The sequence below is a fragment of the Microbacterium sp. NPDC078428 genome (assembly GCF_044542535.1).
Taxonomy (GTDB): Bacteria; Actinomycetota; Actinomycetes; order Actinomycetales; family Microbacteriaceae; genus Microbacterium; species Microbacterium limosum.
In genome coordinates, this window is the sequence record NZ_JBITUP010000001.1 from 255,809 (window position 1) to 273,754 (window position 17,946).

Below are 17,946 nucleotides of genomic sequence, written 5' to 3' on the forward strand. Positions count from 1 at the left end.
GTCGGAGACGGACAACCGAATGCGTGCTCGGGGGGATCCTCACTACCATCGCCCCTCGTGAACGTGATCTGGCGCACCCTGCTCGTGATCCTCGCCGCCCGCCGGGCGCTGCGTCGCGAGGGCCCGGTCGACCCCGCGGCGATCGGGCGCCTCCGGGTCACGACGCTGCCCACCGACATCGACGTGCTGCGGCACATGAACAACGGCCGCTACCTCTCCCTGTTCGATCTCGGCCGCTGGGATCTGCTCACCCGATCGGGCCTCGCCGACGCGATGCGCGCGCACGGGTGGTACGCGGTGGTCTCGAGCGAGACGGTCACCTTCCGGAAGTCGCTCGGGCTGTGGCAGCGGTTCACGATCGAGACCCGCTTCATCGGGCACGACGACCGCGCGCTGTACATGGAGCACCGCGCGATCGTGGACGGCGAGGTGTACGCCCGGGCCATCGTCCGCGCCCGCATGCTCAAGCGCTCGGGGGGCACCCTCTCCCACGACGAGCTCTTCGCCGCGGTGGGCCGGCCGGAGGGCCTGCCCGACGTGCCCGAGTGGGTGCACGAGTGGGCCGCGGCATCCGCCCTGCCCTCCACGCGCCGCCCCGCGCCGAGCATCTGGGACTGATCCGCCGCGCACCACGACGCCGGCCGACGCCGGACACGGATGCCGCGCCCGCGCCGTGCCCGGACGGCGACGGCCTCGCCGCATAGGCTGAACGCATGGTGACGACCCCCGCCCCCGGGGACACCGGCAGCCCGGCCCCCGGCGATGACCTCGCCGAGCGCGCCGTGCGGCTCGCGCAGCGCTGGGTCGCGGAGAGCGCCCGGGTCGAGGCGGACCCCGCCGCGCAGCGCCTCGCCGGTGTCCTGAAAGACCGCAACGGCCTGCCGTTCACCCTCGGCTTCGTCGACGGCGTGATGCGCCCCGAGTCGCTCGTGGCCGCGGCATCCACCCTGCACCGCGTCGCGCCGCTCGTGCCCGAGTTCCTGCCGTGGTACCTGAGGGGTGCCGTGCGGATCGGCGGCGCCGTGGCGCCCGCCCTGCCCGCGCCGGTCGTGCCGATCGCACGCCGGGTGCTGCGCGAGATGGTCGGGCACCTCGTCGTCGACGCGCGGCCCGACCGGCTCGGACCCGCGATCGCGAAGATCCGGGAGCGCGGGGCGCGGCTGAACCTCAACCTGCTCGGGGAGGCGGTTCTCGGCGAGAAGGAGGCCGCGCGCCGCCTCGACGGCATCCACGAGCTGATCCGCCGACCCGACGTGGACTACGTCTCGGTGAAGGTGTCGGCGATCGCGGGGCGCATCGCGCCGTGGGCGTTCCCCGAGACGGTCGACGACGTCGTGGCCCGCCTGCTGCCCCTGTACCTCTCCGCCGCCGAGGACGGCACCTTCATCAACCTCGACATGGAGGAGTACCGCGACCTCGACCTCACGATCGCGGTCTTCACGCGGCTGCTTGAGGACCCGCGGCTGCGCCGGCTCGAGGCCGGGATCGTGCTGCAGGCGTACCTGCCCGACGCGCTGCCCGCGCTCGACGAGCTGACCGCGTGGGCCCGGCGCCGCGTCGACGACGGCGCAGCCCGCATCAAGGTGCGCCTGGTCAAGGGGGCGAACCTTGCGATGGAGCGGGTCGACGCCCTCGTGCACGGGTGGAGCCTCGCGACGTACGACGCGAAGGTCGACACCGACGCCAACTATCTGCGCTGCCTCGACGCGGCGCTGCGCCCCGAGCGCACGCGCGCCGTGCGGCTGGGCGTCGCGGGGCACAACCTCTTCGACATCGCGCACGCGTGGCTGCTCGCGGGAGAGCGCGGGGTTCGGGGCGACGTCGACGTGGAGATGCTGCTCGGCATGGCGCAGGGCCAGGTCGAGGCCGTCTCGCGCGAGGTGGGCCCCGTGCTGCTGTACGTGCCGGTCGTGCGCCCGGACGAGTTCGACGTGGCGATCGCGTACCTCGTGCGCCGCCTCGAGGAGAACGCCTCGAGCGAGAACTTCCTCTCGGCCGCGTTCGACCTCGCGGGCGATCCCGTGCTGTGGCGACGCGAGCGCGACCGCTTCCTCGCCTCGGTCGCCCGGGCGCACACCGCCAGCCTGGCCACGGGGCCGAACCGGCGTCAGGCGCGCGCGGCGTCCCCGGGTGCCGCGGATGCCGCGGCGGAGGGTCCCTCGTCGCCCGCCGAGACCCCCGCCATCCGCCGTGCCCCCGCGCCCGACGCGGAGCCGGAGGCCGGCATGACGCAGGCCGTGCTCGGCATCGCGCAGGGCGCTGCCGCCGGCACGCTCGGCGAGACCGCCGCGCTCGCTCAGCCGGGCGAGCCGTTCTTCTTCGGCGGCACGCCGCTGGTCGAGACGGCCGTCTACGCCCCGCGCGAGCGCGGAGGTGCGGCGCGGGCGGGGGCCGCCGCGGGGATGCCCGGGTTCGCGAACGCCCCCGACTCCGACCCCGCCCTGCCGGCGAATCGCGAGTGGGCCCGCGAGGTGTTCGAGCGGATCCCCGCCTCGACCGCGGGGGAGCGGACGATCGGCTCCGCGCGCGTCGACGACGGGGACGCGCTCGAGGCGATGGTGGCGCGGGTGCGGGGTGCGGCGGAGGGCTGGGGATCGCTCCCCGCGGCGGAGCGCGCCGCCGTGCTCGAGCGCGCGGCCGCCGTGTTGGAAGGGCGACGCGGCCTGCTGATCGAGGTGGCGGCATCCGAGACGGGCAAGGTCTTCGCCGAGGCCGACGCAGAGGTGAGCGAGGCCGTCGATTTCGCGCGCTACTACGCCGGCGCCGCTCGTGAGCTCGACAGCATCTCCGGTGCGATCTTCGTGCCCTCGCGCGTGAGTGTCGTCGCCCCGCCCTGGAACTTCCCCCTCGCGATCTCGGCCGGCGGTGTCCTCGCGGCGCTCGCCGCGGGCTCGGGCGTCGTCTTCAAGCCGGCCCCGCAGGCGCGGCGGTGCGCCGCCGTGATCGCCGACGCGCTCTGGGACGCCGGGGTGCCGCGAGACGTGCTGGCACTCGCCGACATCGACGAGGGCGACCTCGGGCGCGAGCTCATCTCGCACCCCGACGTCGACCGCGTCATCCTCACCGGCTCGTGGGACACCGCGGCGCTGTTCCGGTCGTGGCGTGCCGACCTGCCCCTGCTGGCCGAGACCAGCGGCAAGAACGCCATGATCATCATGCCCTCGGCCGACCTCGACCTCGCTGCCGGCGACCTCGTGCGCAGCGCGTTCGGGCATGCGGGGCAGAAGTGCTCCGCGGCATCCCTCGCGATCCTCGTCGGTCCCGTCGGGCGCTCGAAGCGGTTCGCCCGCCAGCTGGTGGATGCCGCGACCTCGCTCCGCGTCGGCTTCCCCCACGACCCGCGAGCGGAGGTCGGTCCCGTCATCGAGCCGCCCAGCGGGAAGCTGCAGTGGGCGCTCACGACCCTCGACGAGGGCGAGCGGTGGCTCGTGGAGCCCCGCCCGCTCGACGCGCAGCGACGGCTGTGGAGCCCCGGCATCCGCACGGGCGTGGAACCCGGCTCGCGGTTCCACCGCGAGGAGTTCTTCGGCCCCGTCCTCGGCATCATGCACGCCGCGACCCTCGACCAGGCGATCGATCTGCAGAACGCCGTCGACTACGGGCTGACGGCGGGCCTCTACACGCAGAGCCCCGACGACCTCGCGCGGTGGATCGGGCGCGTGGAGGCGGGCAACCTCTACGTGAACCGCGGGATCACGGGCGCCATCGTGCAGCGCCAGCCCTTCGGGGGCTGGAAGCGGTCGTCGGTGGGCCCGGGGACGAAGGCCGGGGGACCCAACTACCTCATGGGTCTCGGCTCCTGGCGCGCGAGCGCCGGCAAGCCCTCGTCGTCGCTGCACCTGCGCGGGCTCGATTCGCGGCTCACGGCGGTCATCGAGGCGGCGCAGGCGACCCTCGACTACGAGGGCTTCGACTGGCTGCGCCGCGGTGCGCTCTCCGACGCGGTGGCGTGGGATCGCGAGTTCGGGCAGGTGAAGGATGTCTCGGGCCTCGGCGTCGAACGCAACCTCTTTCGATACCGGCCCGTCCCCGTCGCGATCCGCGCGACGGGGGACGCGCCGTGGCGCTCGGTCCTGCGGGTCGTGCTCGCCGGCGTCAGGTCGCGGTCGCGGTTCACGCTCAGCGCCCCCGTCGGGCTCCCGGCGCCCGTGCGACGCGTGCTCGGCGAGCTCGACGTGCCGGTGTACCTCGAGACCGACGCCCAGTGGTGCGAGCGGATGTCGGGGGCGCCGCAGGTCGTGGCAGACGCCGGCGCCGAGGAGGCGCCCCGGGCCCGCCCGCCCCGGGCGCGGCTGGTCGGGTCGGCGCAGTCCGTCGCCGGGCTGCACGTCGACCTGGCCCGGGCGGTCGCGGGCGACCCCGATCTCGCGGTGTACGCCGACGAGGTCACGACCGCCGGGCGCATCGAGCTGCTCCCGTTCCTGCGGGAGCAGGCGATCGCGATCACGGCCCACCGCTTCGGGTCGCCCGACCCCTGGAGCGCCGACGTCATCTGACGCCGGAGGTGCGAACCCTCGCGAGTCGCAGGGGCTGCGTGAGAGAATGACCGCGGCGTGCTCGTGCCGACCTTTCCTCTCCGCTTCACCGGGGCGCAGAGTCGAAGGGCCGTCGGGCCTCTGGACAGCGTCCGCCGCACCTCGACGAAGGAGCGACAGATGAGCCCCCGACCCCTGCCCACCGAAAGCGCACCCGAGACCACCGCGGGGCGCACCGCGCATCGCCGGCGGTACCTCATGTGCCGGCCCGAGCATTTCACCGTCAGCTACACGATCAACCCGTGGATGCAGCCCGCCCTCCCGACCGACACGGCGACCGCGCTGCGCCAGTGGCAGACGCTCTACGATACGTACGTCTCCCTCGGCCACGAGGTGGAGCTGATCGACCCCGTGCCGGGCCTGCCCGACATGGTCTACACCGCCAACGGCGGCTTCCTCATCGACGGTGTCGCCTACGGCGCGAAGTTCCGCTTCGCCGAGCGGGCCCCGGAGGCGGCGCACTTCACCGAGTGGTTCGCCGCGAACGGATTCGAGGTGGCCGAGGCGCGCGAAGTCAACGAGGGCGAGGGCGACTTCCTGCTGGTCGGCGAGACGATCCTCGCCGGCACCGGATTCCGCTCCACCGGCGACAGCCACCGCGAGGTGGGCGAGGTCTTCGGCCGCGAGGTCGTGAGCCTCACCCTCACCGATCCGCGGTTCTACCACCTCGACACCGCGATCGCCGTGCTCGACCCGATCGAGGGCGCGCACCGCGGCGGCCCCGACCGCGCGAACATCGCCTACCTGCCGCACGCCTTCGACGCCGCGAGCCGGGCGATCCTCGCTGAGCGCTATCCCGATGCGATCCACGTCGCCGAGGCCGACGGAGACGTGTTCGGGCTGAACTCCGCCAGCGACGGCCGCCACGTGCTGATCTCCCCGCGCGCGACCGGCTTCGAGGCGCAGCTGCGCGAACGCGGCTACGAGCCCGTGCTCGTCGACCTGTCCGAACTGCTGCTGGGCGGCGGCGGGATCAAGTGCTGCACGCTCGAACTCCGAGGAGGAACCCGATGAGCGCACCCGTGCGGGATTCCCAGACCGCCGCCCTGATCGCGGTGGAGGACGCGCACCTCGCCCACAACTACCACCCGCTCCCCGTCGTCATCACGCGCGGCGAGGGCGCGTGGGTGACGGATGTCGAGGGCAAGCGCTACCTCGATCTCCTCTCCGCCTACTCGGCGCTGAACTTCGGGCACTCCCACCCGGCCATCCTCGCGGCCGCGCGCGATCAGCTCGACCGCCTGACGCTCACCAGTCGCGCCTACCACAACGACCGCCTCGCCCCCTTCGCGCAGGCGCTCGCCGATCTGGCCGGCAAGGACATGGTGCTGCCCATGAACACGGGCGCTGAAGCCGTCGAGACGGGCATCAAGGTCGCGCGCGCGTGGGGCTACCGCGTCAAGGGCATCGCGCCGGATGCCGCCACCGTCGTCGTCGCGCACGGCAACTTCCACGGGCGCACGACGACGATCGTCGGCTTCAGCGACGACCCCGACGCGCGCGAGGGTTTCGGCCCGTTCGCGCCCGGCTTCGTCCATGTGCCGTTCGGGGATGCCGCCGCCCTCGCGGCCGCGATCGACGAGAACACGGCGGCCGTGCTGCTCGAGCCCATCCAGGGCGAGGCGGGCGTCGTCATCCCGCCGGAGGGCTACCTGCGCGAGGTGCGCGAGATCACCCGCGAGCGGGGGGTGCTGATGATCGCGGACGAGATCCAGTCGGGCCTCGGACGGGTCGGGACCACGTTCGCGTGCGATCGGGAGCAGGTCGTGCCCGACGTGTACCTCCTGGGCAAGGCGCTCGGCGGCGGCATCCTGCCCCTCTCCGCCGTCGTCGCAGACGCCGACGTGCTCGGCGTGATCCGCCCCGGCGAGCACGGATCGACGTTCGGCGGCAACCCGCTCGCCGCCGCCGTGGGCCTGCAGGTGGTGGAGATGCTCGCCTCGGGCGAGTTCCAGACGCGCGCCGCCGCCCTCGGGCAGCACCTCGAGGCGAAGCTCGCCGAGTTCGTGGGGCGGGGCGTGACCGCCGTCCGCGTGGCGGGCCTGTGGGCGGGGATCGACATCGATCCCGCACGCGGCACGGGACGGGAGGTCGCCGAGCGGCTGCTCGCCCGGGGCGTGCTCGTCAAGGACACCCACGGTCAGACGATCCGGATCGCGCCACCCCTCGTCGTGCGGGCGACCGAGCTGGACTGGGCGCTCGAACAGCTCCGCGTCGTGCTCGCGGGCTGAGCCGGCGCGGTCGCCATAATGGGACGGTGGTCAGGGACGAGCACGACGGCGACGGGGACGGCGACGCCGCAGCGCGATCGGTCATCGGCCGCGCCCTCCTGATCCTCGGGACCTTCCAGGGCGGACGCGTGCGCCAGTCGCTGTCGGAGATCAGCCGCCGCACCGGACTGCCGATCGCGACCTGCCATCGGCTCGTCAACCGGCTCACCGAGTGGGGGGCGCTCGAACGCGACGCGCAGTCGAAGTACCGCATCGGGCTCCGCCTCTGGGAGGTCGCGTCGCTCGCGCCGCGATCGGTCGGCCTGCAGCGGCTGGCGCGGCCCTACATGCAGGACCTGTACGAGACGACCGGCTACGCCTCGCACCTGGCGATCCGCGAGGGGATCGAGCTCGTGTCCATCGAGCGGTTCCAGAGCCCGCGCCGGCCCGTGCGCCGCCCCCTCGTGGGCGGACGCTACCCGATGCACGCGACCGCGATCGGGCAGGTGCTCCTCGCCCACGCGCCGCCCGACGTGCAGGAGCAGGTGCTCGCGGGAGAGCTCACGGCGTACACCCCTCGCGGGTACACGGACAGGGGCATCCTCGAGCGCGTGCTCGCCGACATCGTGCGCACCGGATACGCCGTGAGCGACCGTCAGGTGGACGACATCCACATCGGCGTCGCGGCGCCCGTGCGCGCCGCGGGAGGGCGGGTCGTCGCCGCGGTCTCCCTCGCCCTCACCGAGAGCGATGTCGACGGCAAGAACATGATCCACCTCGTCAGGCTCACCGCCGTGTCGATATCGAGGGCGCTGGATGCCGCGGGCTACGAGCAGACGCCCGACTGACGCGATGACGCGGGCGCGCGGCATCCGCCCTCCGCGGCGCGCACGGATGACGCGGCCTTCCGCTCTCCGGAAACGACCCTGCGTCCGGGGGCGGCGGCCGTGGCATCCTGACGACGTCGCCGCCCCGGAGCAGCCCCGCTCCCCGTCCGATCGGAGCACGTCATGAGCGATGTCGCAGACGCCGCGAGCGTGGATGCCGCGCTCGCGCAGTTCTCGGAGATGATGGCCGCCGACGGCTACGTGCTGTCGTGGCAGCCCGTGCAGGAGGACCGCATCGTCGTGCGCATCGACGCGACAGACGGCGCCTGCGCCGACTGCCTCGTGCCGCAGAAGGTGATGGAGGCGATCATGTCGCAGGCGCTCGAGCCGACGCCCTACGCGCTCGATCACGTCGTGCTCCCCGAGGGCGCCGCGCACTAGCGGGCCGGTCGGGCGCTGCCGCGGCCGGGCTGCGGGGCTGCTCAGCGCACCGAGACCGAGACCTCGTGCCACCCGGTCGCGCCGTCCGGCACGACGCCGACGCGCTCGGATGTCTGGGTCTGCCCCTCCGCGTTGGTCGCGCGGCACCGCACGGTGTGCTCGCCGGTGGTCGCCTCCCACGGGATGCTCCACTGCACCCAGGTGTCGTCCGAGATCGCGCTCGCGAGGGTCGCCGACCGCCACGGCCCCTCGTCGACCTGCACCTCGACACCCGCGACGCCCGTGTGCTGCTGCCACGCGACGCCCGCGATGACGCGGTTTCCGGCATCCACGGCGGCGCCGCGGCGGGGGACGTCGATGCGCGACTGGAGCTTGACGGGACCCCGCTCCGACCATCCGCGGTCGGTCCAGTAGGCGCGCGCACGATCGAAGCGCGTGACCTCCAGCTCGGTCACCCACTTGGTCGCCGAGACGTAGCCGTAGAGCCCCGGGACGACCATCCGCACGGGGAAGCCGTGCTCGGCGGGCAGGGGCTCGCCGTTCATCCCGACCGCGAGGATGGCGTTGCGGTCGTCGGTGAGCGCCTCGAGCGGGCTCGATGCGGTGAACCCGTCGATCGAGCGGGAAAGCACCATGTCGGCGTCCTCCTGCACTCCGGCGCGCGCCAGCAGCTCCCGGATCGGGTAGCCGAGCCACAGCGCGGTGCCGATGAGGTCGCCGCCGACCTCGTTGGAGACGCACGCGAGGGTCGTGTGCGACTCCTCGAGGGGCAGGGCGAGCAGCTCGTCCCAGCGCAGCACGATCTCGCGGTCGACGAGGCCGTGGATGCGCAGCGACCAGTCCGCGGGGGCGATGTCGGGCACGACGAGGGCGGTGTCGATGCGATAGAACTGCGCGTTCGGCGTGACCACGGGCGCGAGCCCGTCGATGCCCAGTTCGGCGCCGGCGGGAACCTCGGGCGCCGCGGCGGCGGGGACCGGAAGGCGGATGGCCTCACGAACGGCCGACGCCGCCGAGCGCCCGGCGCGCACGGCCGTCGCGCCGATCGCGGCCGCGATCGTCACGCCCGCCGCGATGCCGGCGGTGATGAGGAAGCGCCGCCTCGAGGCATCCTCCGTCGGCCCCAGGAGGGGATCGGAGCGGCGGACGAGGACCGACAGCAGCAGGACGGATGCCGCGGCCGCCACCGCCGACGGGATCCAGGCGCCCGTGGGCGCGTTCGCCCGGCTGAGCGCGGCGGCCACCCCCGCGATGCCGAGCAGCGCCAGCACGACGCGCCCCGATGGAGGGCGGACGCGCTCCAGCAGGCCCGCGCCGGCGGAGACGGCGAGAAGGACGAGCGCGATGCCGATGAGGAGGGCGATCTTGTCGGCCGTGCCGAACAGCGCGATGGCGGCATCCTTCGCCCACGGCGGGGCGGTATCGATCAGGAAGCCGCCGATCGCGGCGAAGGGGCTGGATTCGGGGGCGAAGATCGCGGCGGTGAGCTCGCCCAGGGCCGTGCCGGTCGCCGCGGCGACGATCCCCGCCACCGCGGAGCCGATGCCTCCCGGCGCGCGTCGGGGAGCATCCGTGCGTGCTTCGACAGCCGTCGCCATGGCGGAAGCCTACGTCCGCGCGCACCGGCCCCGGCCCGCCGTCGGGAAACACCCAGGCAACATGCCCCGGACTAGGCTCGCAGCATGGGTGACCTCTTCGACGGCTACGGCTCCACTCTCGCGCCGCGCAAGACTCCCCAGGGCCTCCCCGCCTTCGACGAGATGTTCGGATCGCCGTCGCATCCCGGCGCGCTCGCGGAATCGCGCGACGCGTACCGCGAGCTCTATCACGCCCTCGCGAGGATGACGCAGGAGGAGCTGCGCGGGCGCACCGACTCCCTCGCGAGCTCCTATCTCGCGCAGGGCGTGACGTTCGACTTCGCCGGCGAGGAGCGGCCCTTCCCCCTGGATGCGGTGCCCCGCGTGATCGACTTCGACGAGTGGTCCGAGGTCGAGGCGGGCATCAAGCAGCGCGTGCGGGCGCTCGAGGCCTTCCTCGACGACGTCTACGGTCGCCAGAACTGCGTGCGCGACGGGGTCGTCCCCGCGCAGCTCATCGCCTCGTCGCAGTACTTCTACCGCCAGGCCTACGGCATCCACTCGGCCAACGGCGTGCGCATCCAGGTGTCGGGGATCGACCTCATCCGCGACGAGCACGGCAAGATGCGCGTGCTCGAGGACAACGTGCGCGTGCCGAGCGGCGTCAGCTACGTCATCTCCAACCGCCGCGTGATGGCGCAGACCCTGCCGGAGCTCTTCGTCTCGATGCGGGTGCGGCCTGTGGGCGACTACCCCAACAAGCTGCTCGCGGCGCTGCGCGCCTCGGCCCCGCCCGGCACCGACGAGCCGAACGTGGTCGTGCTCACCCCCGGCGTCTACAACTCGGCGTACTTCGAGCACACCCTGCTCGCCCGGCTCATGGGGGTGGAGCTCGTCGAGGGCCGCGACCTGCTGTGCATGGGCGGCAAGGTGTTCATGCGCACCACGCGCGGGCCGAAGCGCGTCGACGTGATCTACCGGCGGGTCGACGACGACTTCCTCGACCCGCTGCAGTTCCGCGCCGACTCCATGCTCGGCGCGCCGGGGCTCATGCTCGCCGCGCGCCTGGGCAACGTGACGATCGCCAACGCGGTCGGCAACGGCGTGGCCGACGACAAGCTCCTCTACACCTACACCCCCGACCTCATCCGCTACTACCTCTCCGAGGAGCCGATCCTCCCGATCGTCGACACGTGGCGGCTCGAGGAGCCCGAGGCGCTGGAGGAGGTGCTCGACCGCCTCGACGAGCTCGTCGTGAAGCCGGTCGACGGCTCCGGCGGCAAGGGTCTGGTCGTGGGGCCCGACGCCTCGCGCGCCGAGCTCGATGCCCTGCGCACCCGCCTGCTGGCCGACCCCCGCGGCTGGATCGCGCAGCCGGTGGTCATGCTCTCGACCATCCCGACACTCGTGGAGGACGGCATGCGCCCGCGGCACGCCGATCTGCGCCCGTTCGCCGTCAACGACGGCGACGATATCTGGGTGCTGCCGGGCGGCCTCACGCGCGTCGCCCTCCCGGAGGGGCAGCTCGTGGTCAACTCCAGCCAGGGCGGCGGGTCGAAGGACACGTGGGTCGTGGGAGGCTCGGCGCCCGCGCACGTCGAGTACGGGCAGGGGCAGGGGCTCGCGGGCCTCGTCGCCGATCAGGCGGCGACCGTGACGGCGGCGATCCCGATCATCTACGACGAGGCCGACCACCCCGGCATCGACCACTCTCCTCAGGATCGCCCGCGCTCGCGCGTCGAGCAGCAGGAACAGCAGCAGCAGGCGAGCGACGCCGCGCCGTCGGATGACGAGGACGGTGCCCCCTCATGCTGAGCCGCATCGCGGAATCCCTCTTCTGGATCGGTCGCTACATCGAGCGCAGCGACGGAACCGCCCGCATCCTGGACGTGCACCTGCAGCTCCTGCTCGAGGACCCGTGGATCGACGAGGACACCGCCTGCCGGTCGCTGCTGTCGGTCATGGGCACGGTCGTCGCCTCGGACGACGCGGCGACGGTCACGCGCGAGGACGTGCTCTCGCGCCTCGCGGTGGACCGGATGAACCCCGCGAGCATCGTCTATTCGCTCAACGCGGCCCGCGAGAATGCCCGGCGGGCGCGCGAGATCGTCTCGACGGAGCTCTGGGAGTGCCTCAACACGACGAACGCCCGGATGCCGAGGCGCCTGCAGGTCGACAAGGTGCACGAGTTCTTTCAGTGGGTTCGCGAGCGGGCCGCGCTCGCGGTCGGGGTCGTGGACTCGTCCACGAGCCGCGATGAGGCGTGGCAGTTCTTCGCGCTGGGCCGCGCGATCGAGCGCGCCGACATGACCGCCCGCCTGCTCGCGACCCGATCGCTGACGGAGGTCTCCGGCCCCTCCTGGACGACGATCCTCCGCTCGTGCGGCGCCTACGAGGCGTACCTGCGCACGTATCGGGGGATGCCGAGCGCCCGCAACGCGGCGGAGTTCCTCCTGCTCGACCGGCTCTTCCCGCGCTCCATCATCTTCTCGATCCAGCGCGCCGAGGAGTGCATGAGCGCGATCGACCCGCGCGAGGACCGCGTCGGGCATTCCAATCAGGTGCTGCGAGCCTTGGGCCGCATCCGCAACGACCTGGAGTACAGCCCCATCAGCGAGATCCTCGGCGAGCTCCCCCACCACATGCTGCGGGTGCAGACGGTCACGCGCGAGGCATCCGAGGCCATCCGCCAGCGGTTCTTCCCGACGCAGGCCGAGCCCAGCTGGATCGGAGAGACCTCATGAAGCGCCTTCGCATAGAGCACACGACCGGCTTCAGCTATCCGGGCGATGTCTCCGCCTCGTACAACGAGGCGCGGATGCTGCCGGGCACGACCGACAGCCAGTTCGTGCTCAGCTCGTCTCTCGACATCGATCCCTCGACCGCGGTCAACAGCTACGTGGACTACTTCGGCACCCGCGTGAGCGCCTTCGATGTGCTGTCCGGGCACAAGGAGCTCAACATCACGGCGCGGTCGCTCGTCGAGGTGCGGCCCCGTCCGATCGAGCACACCGGCATCTCCTGGGATCGCCTGGTGGCCGAGGGCGCCCGCTCGATCGACACCGTCGAGCACCTGACGCAGACGCGCCGCACGACGCCGAGCGAGGAGGTCGTCGAGATCGCCCGCTCGATCGCCGGCCGCCACAGCGACCCCGGCCCCGCGGCGCACGACATCTGCATGGCGATCGGCGACGCGGTCGAGTACATGCACGGCATCACCGGCGTGCACTCCACCGCCGCGGAGGCCTGGGACGCACGCAAGGGCGTATGCCAGGACATCGCGCACATCGCGATCGGCGCCCTGCGCGCCGTCGGCATCCCCGCCCGTTACGTGTCTGGCTACCTGCACCCTCGGCCGAACGCCGAGGTCGGTGTCGCCGTGAGCGGCGAGTCGCACGCGTGGCTCGAGTGGTTCGCGGGGGAGTGGACCGGTTTCGACCCCACGAACAACATCGAGATCGGCGACCGGCACGTGCTCGTCGGCCGTGGCCGCGACTACAACGACGTGCCGCCGCTGCGTGGTGTCTACGCCGGCCCCTTCAAGAGTCAGCTGTTCGTGCGCGTCACGATCACCCGCGAGGCGTAGGAGCGGGGCGGTTCGCCGCCGCGGCATCCGTTCCGGGCAGGCGGATCGGGGTCGTCCCCGCGACCTCGTCGCTGAACTGCTCCGGCTCCGGGGAGACGATGCTCACGGGCGTCGTCTCGTTGAGGCTCAGCGCGAACCGACGTGTGCGGTGACGGTGCACCCGTCCGGACGCGAGCATCCACGTGATGCCCACGCCGAAGGCGACAAGACCCGCGGCCGCGCCGACGAGGATGGCCACCCGCGGGCCGAACTCGGCCGCGACCCACCCGACGATGGGGGCGCCCACGGGTGTCCCGCCCATCATGACCGCCACGTAGAGGGCCATGACGCGGCCGCGCAGCGCGGGATCGGTCGTGGTCTGCACATAGCCGTTCGCGGTCGTGAGCGCCGTGACGACCGTGAACCCGTTCACGACGAGCAGCGCCGCATACGTCCAATAGGAGGGCATCAGGGCGGATGCGCCAGAAGCCACCGCGAACCCCAGGGCGGCGAACATGACCACCCGGATGCGGGCGCGATCGCGGCGGGCGGCCATGAGGGCGCCGGCGAGGGAGCCGATCGCGAGCACCGACGACAGCAGCCCGAACCCGTCGGCCTGCTGACCGAACTCGAGCGCCATGGTCGAGGCGAAGATCGGGAAGTTCATGCCGAAGGCGCCGATGAGGAACACCATCGCGAAGACCACGAGCAGGTCGGGCCGCCCGGCCACGTAGCGGAAGCCGTCCGCGAGCCGAGAGCCGCCGGGCGCGTGGGCGCGCGGCACGAGCTCGCGTGAGCGGATGAGGAGCAGGGCCACCCCCATGGCCAGGAAGGTGGCGCCGTTGGCGACGAACACCCATCCCGAGCCGACCGCGACGATCAGCACGCCCGCGACGGCCGGGCCGATCAGGCGGGCGCCGTTGAACGACGCGGCGTTGAGCGCAACCGCGTTCGAGGCGTTCTCGCGGCTGACGAGGTCGGACACGAACGCCTGCCGCGCGGGGTTGTCGAAGGCCATCACGACCCCCGACAGGCCGGCGATGACGAACATCAGCGGGAGCGTCATCGCGCCCACGAGCAGCAGGATGCCGGTGCCGACCGCCAGCAGCAGCAGCGCGCCCTGCGTGAGCATGAGCAGCCGCCGCCGCTCGAACCGGTCGGCGACCCAGCCCGTGACGCTCACCAGCAGGAGGGGCGGGCCGAACTGCAGCGCCATGCTGATCCCCATCGCTGCGGGGTCGTTGTCGGTCAGCTCGGTGAGCACGACCCAGCTCTGGCCCGTCGCCTGCATCCACGCGCCCACGTTGGACACGAGGGCGCCGATGAACCAGACGCGGTAGTTGAAGATCGAGAACGACCGGAACATGCCCGAGCCGCCGGCGGTGCGGGGAGCGCGGGTCGTCGTCATCGCTCCGCCATCCGGGCGATCACATCCACCGCATCGCGGAGCCGGCGACGCTCGTCGCCCGACAGCTCGAGGAGGGCGTCCTCGAGCCAAGCGTCGCGGCGCCGCAGGGTCTCCTCCACCACGGCGATCCCCTCCGCGGTGAGCGCGATGTTCACCTTGCGCCGGTCGGCCTCGTCGGGGCTGCGGGAGACGAGGCCGTCCTGCTCGAGGCAGTTGACGGTGCGATTCATCGAGGGAGCCGACACGCGCTCGCGGTCGGCCAGCTCGCCGAGGGTGTGGGTGCCGTGCATCTTCAGGATGCCGAGCACCGCGAGCTGCCCGTCGCTCATCGAGTCGACCGCGCGTTCGTTTCGCAGCCGACGGGACAGGCGCACGATCGCGGATCGCAGCTGCGACGCCTCTGCGGAGAGGGGAGGCGTCGCATCGGTCATCGTGTTCGTTAGCATAGCTCATTAACATTGCTAACGAATAGCCCGAGGAGTGCCCGATCCCGCGGCATCCGCCGGCGCCGCGCCTAGACTCGTGCCCGTGCCCGAGTTCATCGACGCCCACGGCATCGCGATCGTCTACGACGTCCATCCGGCCCGCCCGCCGATGAGGGGCGTCGTCCAGCTGCTCCACGGCGTCGGTGAGCACGCGGGTCGCTACGGCGAGCTCGTCGAGGCCCTCACCGGCGCGGGTTTCACGGTGTACGCCGACGACCACCGGGGCCACGGCCGCACCGGCATGGGCCACCACGGCGATGCGGCCCGGCTCGGGCGGCTGGGGCCCGGGGGGCTCCCGGCCGCCCTCGAGGCGGTGTGGCAGCTCAGCCGGCTGATCCGGCTCGAGAACCCAGAGGCGCCCGTCGTGCTCCTCGGGCATTCGTGGGGCTCGTTCCTCGCGCAGATGCTGCTGGACCGGCATCCGGACGCGTACGACGGCCTCGTCCTCTCGGGGTCGGCGCTGCGCTGGCCCGGTTCGCTCAACGCGGGCGACCTCAACGCCCCGTGGAAGGACGAGGACCCCACGGGTCTGGCCTGGCTGTCCTCCGACCCCGCGGTCGGCAGAGCGTTCGCCGACGATCCCCTGACGACCTCCGAGCCGCTGCGCAAGCTCTTCGGCGTCGTCGATGCGGCCCGGCTGTTCGGCCGCCCGCGGCGGGGCCTCCGGGGGCGCCGCGCGGGACGCGACATCCCGATCCTGCTGATGGTCGGCCGGGACGACACCGTGGGCGGGCCCGCCTCGGTGCACCGGCTCGCACGGGCGTATCGCGAGCGCTCCGGCTTCGACGACATCACGACGCTCGTGTATCCGCACGCCCGCCATGAGATCTTCAACGAGGTCACCGCGATCCGCGAGCAGGTGCGCGCGGACCTGCTCGCCTGGCTCGACCGCCGATTCCCGGTCGTCGACGCCGCCCTAGGCTGAGAGCATGCACGGCGAGTACAAGGTCCCCGGCGGAAAGCTCGTGGTCGTCGACCTCGACGTCAGGGAGGGGCGCATCGCGGACTTTCGTCTCGCGGGCGACTTCTTCCTCGAACCCGACACGGCGCTCGCGTCGATCGACGCCGCCGTGACGGGCCTGCCGGAGACGGCGGATGTCGCGGCCATCGCGGCGGCGATCCGCGCCGACCTCCCGGAGGGCGTGCAGATGCTCGGGTTCACTCCGGAGGCGGTGGGGACCGCCGTGCGCCGGGCGCTCGTGACGGCTCCCGGGTGGCGGGACTTCGACTGGGAGATCGTGCACGAGAAGGCGGTGTCCCCGCGGATGAACCTCGCGCTCGACGAGGTGCTCACCGCCCGCGTGGGCGACGGCCGCCGCCGCCCTACGCTGCGGATGTGGGAGTGGGACTCCTCCGCGGTCGTGATCGGCTCGTTCCAGTCGCTGCGAAACGAGGTGGACCCCGAAGGGGCCGCGCGCCACGGGTTCGACGTCGTGCGACGGATCTCGGGCGGCGGCGCCATGATGATGGCGGCGGGGCAGATCGTGACGTACTCGCTCTACGTCCCGGCATCCCTCGTGGCCGGAATGACCTTCGCCGACTCCTACGCCTTCCTCGACGACTGGGTGCTGCAGGCGCTGCGCTCGCTGGGGATCGAGGCCGTCTACCAGCCCCTCAACGACATCGCGAGCCCGACGGGGAAGATCGGCGGCGCCGCGCAGAAGCGCCTCGCGAACGGCGGCGTGCTCCACCACGCGACCCTCAGCTACGACATCGACGGCCAGACGATGACCGAGGTGCTGCGCATCGGTCGCGAGAAACTCTCCGACAAGGGGACGGCGTCGGCGGCCAAGCGCGTCGATCCGCTCCGCAGTCAGACCGGCCTGCCCCGGGCGGAGGTCATCCAGCGGCTGCTCGACACGTTCGCGCGGCTGTACGGCGCGGAGCGGGGCACGATCACCGCCGACGAGTACGCGGAGGCGGAGCGGCTCGTGGAGGAGAAGTTCTCGACCGACGCCTGGCTGAAGCGCGTGCCGTGACCGCCGACCCCGCGCCGGCCGGATCGGGCGTAGAGATCGTCGAGGGGGACAATCTCGCCGTCATGGCGGAGCTGCCCGACAGGGCGTTCACGCTCGTCTACCTCGACCCGCCGTTCAACACCGGTCGCACCCGGGAGCGCGTGTCGACGACGACGGCGGCGGGCGACGTGCAGTCCGGCTTCCGCGGTCGGGGCTACGAGCGGGTGCGCACCCTCCTGAAGATCTACGACGACACCTTCGACGACTACTGGGGGTACCTCGCGCCGCGGCTCGTCGAGGCGTGGCGCCTCCTCGCCGACGACGGCACGCTGTATCTGCACCTGGACTACCGCGAGGCGCACTACGCCAAAGTGATGCTCGATGCACTGGTCGGCCGCGACCGCTTCCTCAACGAGATCATCTGGGCCTACGACTACGGCGCCAAGCCGCGCAGCCGATGGCCGAGCAAGCACGACACGATCCTCGTCTACGTGAAGAACCCCGGGGCGCACGTCTTCGACGTCGACGCCATCGAGCGCGAGCCCTACATGGCGCCCGGGCTCGTCACCCCCGAGAAGGCCGCGCGGGGGAAGCTGCCGACCGACGTGTGGTGGCACACGATCGTCCCGACGGGCGGACGCGAGCGCACCGGCTACCCGACGCAGAAGCCCGAGGGCATCCTGCGCCGCATGATCCAGGCATCCACGCGCCCCGGCGACGCCGTGCTCGACCCCTTCGCCGGCAGCGGCACGACCGGCGCCGCCGCTTCCGCCCTCGGACGGCGCGGCGTGCTCATCGACGCCCACCCCCACGCGATCGACGTCATGGCGAGGCGGATGCCGGGGGCGGCGGTGCGCCGTATCGCGGACGGCGACGCCGCCGCCACGGCGTAGACACGCGCGCGCGGCGGGTCCGCCGCCCGCGTCGCCGCCCGGCACTA

At 72.6% G+C, this 17,946-nt stretch carries 15 protein-coding genes; 12 read left to right on the forward strand and 3 right to left on the reverse strand.

Annotated features, from left to right (window positions below):
• Positions 1-57: 57 nt before the first annotated feature.
• From ACIGCK_RS01240 to ACIGCK_RS01265, 6 genes are all read left to right on the forward strand, one after another.
• Positions 58-618 carry an acyl-CoA thioesterase gene (locus ACIGCK_RS01240; RefSeq protein ID WP_396663170.1) on the forward strand — a complete coding sequence of 187 codons (561 nt, stop codon included), beginning with the start codon at positions 58-60 and terminating at the stop codon, positions 616-618.
• A 95-nt stretch (positions 619-713) separates the two neighbouring features.
• Positions 714-4,496, forward strand: a complete 3,783-nt coding sequence (locus ACIGCK_RS01245) for a proline dehydrogenase family protein (protein ID WP_396663171.1) — start codon at positions 714-716, stop codon at positions 4,494-4,496.
• Between the two features lie 159 nt (positions 4,497-4,655).
• Positions 4,656-5,549 carry a dimethylargininase gene (gene ddaH, locus ACIGCK_RS01250; RefSeq protein WP_396663173.1) on the forward strand — a complete coding sequence of 298 codons (894 nt, stop codon included), beginning with the start codon at positions 4,656-4,658 and terminating at the stop codon, positions 5,547-5,549.
• Positions 5,546-6,766, forward strand: coding sequence for an ornithine--oxo-acid transaminase (gene rocD / locus ACIGCK_RS01255; RefSeq protein ID WP_396663175.1), 1,221 nt, complete (start codon positions 5,546-5,548; stop codon positions 6,764-6,766). The genes ddaH and rocD overlap by 4 nt, the downstream gene beginning before the upstream one ends.
• A gap of 26 nt (positions 6,767-6,792) precedes the next feature.
• The gene (locus ACIGCK_RS01260; protein ID WP_396663177.1) at positions 6,793-7,593 is read left to right on the forward strand and encodes an IclR family transcriptional regulator; all 801 of its coding nucleotides are present in this window, start codon (positions 6,793-6,795) and stop codon (positions 7,591-7,593) included.
• Positions 7,594-7,755: 162 nt separating this feature from the next.
• Positions 7,756-8,013: a hypothetical protein gene (locus tag ACIGCK_RS01265; RefSeq protein ID WP_396663179.1), complete on the forward strand. Its 258-nt coding sequence runs from the start codon at positions 7,756-7,758 to the stop codon at positions 8,011-8,013.
• A 41-nt stretch (positions 8,014-8,054) separates the two neighbouring features.
• On the opposite strand, the gene ACIGCK_RS01270 is transcribed toward ACIGCK_RS01265, so the two are convergent.
• Positions 8,055-9,611 (reverse strand): molybdopterin-dependent oxidoreductase, encoded by a 1,557-nt coding sequence (locus ACIGCK_RS01270; RefSeq protein ID WP_396663181.1) that lies wholly within the window; start codon positions 9,609-9,611, stop codon positions 8,055-8,057.
• 84 nt (positions 9,612-9,695) lie between these two features.
• Here ACIGCK_RS01270 and ACIGCK_RS01275 point away from each other — a divergent pair, with 84 nt between their 5' ends.
• Genes ACIGCK_RS01275 through ACIGCK_RS01285 form a run of 3 tightly spaced genes read left to right on the forward strand, consistent with a single transcriptional unit; the run spans position 9,696 to position 13,176 of the window.
• The gene (locus ACIGCK_RS01275; RefSeq protein ID WP_396663183.1) at positions 9,696-11,405 is read left to right on the forward strand and encodes a circularly permuted type 2 ATP-grasp protein; all 1,710 of its coding nucleotides are present in this window, start codon (positions 9,696-9,698) and stop codon (positions 11,403-11,405) included.
• Positions 11,399-12,334: an alpha-E domain-containing protein gene (locus tag ACIGCK_RS01280; protein WP_396663184.1), complete on the forward strand. Its 936-nt coding sequence runs from the start codon at positions 11,399-11,401 to the stop codon at positions 12,332-12,334. The genes ACIGCK_RS01275 and ACIGCK_RS01280 overlap by 7 nt, the downstream gene beginning before the upstream one ends.
• Positions 12,331-13,176: a transglutaminase N-terminal domain-containing protein gene (locus ACIGCK_RS01285; RefSeq protein ID WP_396663186.1), complete on the forward strand. Its 846-nt coding sequence runs from the start codon at positions 12,331-12,333 to the stop codon at positions 13,174-13,176. The genes ACIGCK_RS01280 and ACIGCK_RS01285 overlap by 4 nt, the downstream gene beginning before the upstream one ends.
• Here ACIGCK_RS01285 and ACIGCK_RS01290 read toward each other — a convergent pair.
• Together ACIGCK_RS01290 and ACIGCK_RS01295 are read right to left on the reverse strand one after the other, a co-directional pair.
• Positions 13,160-14,563: an MFS transporter gene (locus ACIGCK_RS01290; protein ID WP_396663188.1), complete on the reverse strand. Its 1,404-nt coding sequence runs from the start codon at positions 14,561-14,563 to the stop codon at positions 13,160-13,162. The genes ACIGCK_RS01285 and ACIGCK_RS01290 overlap by 17 nt on opposite strands.
• Positions 14,560-14,994: a MarR family transcriptional regulator gene (locus ACIGCK_RS01295; protein WP_330171030.1), complete on the reverse strand. Its 435-nt coding sequence runs from the start codon at positions 14,992-14,994 to the stop codon at positions 14,560-14,562. The genes ACIGCK_RS01290 and ACIGCK_RS01295 overlap by 4 nt, the downstream gene beginning before the upstream one ends.
• 97 nt (positions 14,995-15,091) lie before the next feature.
• On the opposite strand from ACIGCK_RS01295, the gene ACIGCK_RS01300 reads away from it, so the two are divergent.
• From ACIGCK_RS01300 to ACIGCK_RS01310, 3 genes are all read left to right on the forward strand, one after another.
• Positions 15,092-15,973: an alpha/beta hydrolase gene (locus ACIGCK_RS01300; protein ID WP_330171031.1), complete on the forward strand. Its 882-nt coding sequence runs from the start codon at positions 15,092-15,094 to the stop codon at positions 15,971-15,973.
• 4 nt (positions 15,974-15,977) lie between these two features.
• Positions 15,978-17,027 (forward strand): biotin/lipoate A/B protein ligase family protein, encoded by a 1,050-nt coding sequence (locus ACIGCK_RS01305; protein ID WP_396663191.1) that lies wholly within the window; start codon positions 15,978-15,980, stop codon positions 17,025-17,027.
• Positions 17,028-17,089: 62 nt separating this feature from the next.
• Positions 17,090-17,899 carry a DNA-methyltransferase gene (locus ACIGCK_RS01310; protein ID WP_396663972.1) on the forward strand — a complete coding sequence of 270 codons (810 nt, stop codon included), beginning with the start codon at positions 17,090-17,092 and terminating at the stop codon, positions 17,897-17,899.
• Positions 17,900-17,946: the final 47 nt, after the last annotated feature.

Bases quoted from the DNA above. Each gene is read 5' to 3' on its own strand.
- ACIGCK_RS01290 (WP_396663188.1), bottom strand. From the start codon at position 14,563: ATGACGACGACCCGCGCTCCCCGCACCGCCGGCGGCTCGGGCATGTTC.
- ACIGCK_RS01295 (WP_330171030.1), bottom strand. From the start codon at position 14,994: ATGACCGATGCGACGCCTCCCCTCTCCGCAGAGGCGTCGCAGCTGCGA.
- ACIGCK_RS01285 (WP_396663186.1), top strand. From the start codon at position 12,331: ATGAAGCGCCTTCGCATAGAGCACACGACCGGCTTCAGCTATCCGGGC.
- ACIGCK_RS01310 (WP_396663972.1), top strand. From the start codon at position 17,090: ATGGCGGAGCTGCCCGACAGGGCGTTCACGCTCGTCTACCTCGACCCG.
- ddaH (WP_396663173.1), top strand. From the start codon at position 4,656: ATGAGCCCCCGACCCCTGCCCACCGAAAGCGCACCCGAGACCACCGCG.
- rocD (WP_396663175.1), top strand. From the start codon at position 5,546: ATGAGCGCACCCGTGCGGGATTCCCAGACCGCCGCCCTGATCGCGGTG.
- ACIGCK_RS01270 (WP_396663181.1), bottom strand. From the start codon at position 9,611: ATGGCGACGGCTGTCGAAGCACGCACGGATGCTCCCCGACGCGCGCCG.
- ACIGCK_RS01275 (WP_396663183.1), top strand. From the start codon at position 9,696: ATGGGTGACCTCTTCGACGGCTACGGCTCCACTCTCGCGCCGCGCAAG.
- ACIGCK_RS01245 (WP_396663171.1), top strand. From the start codon at position 714: ATGGTGACGACCCCCGCCCCCGGGGACACCGGCAGCCCGGCCCCCGGC.
- ACIGCK_RS01280 (WP_396663184.1), top strand. From the start codon at position 11,399: ATGCTGAGCCGCATCGCGGAATCCCTCTTCTGGATCGGTCGCTACATC.
- ACIGCK_RS01265 (WP_396663179.1), top strand. From the start codon at position 7,756: ATGAGCGATGTCGCAGACGCCGCGAGCGTGGATGCCGCGCTCGCGCAG.
- ACIGCK_RS01305 (WP_396663191.1), top strand. From the start codon at position 15,978: ATGCACGGCGAGTACAAGGTCCCCGGCGGAAAGCTCGTGGTCGTCGAC.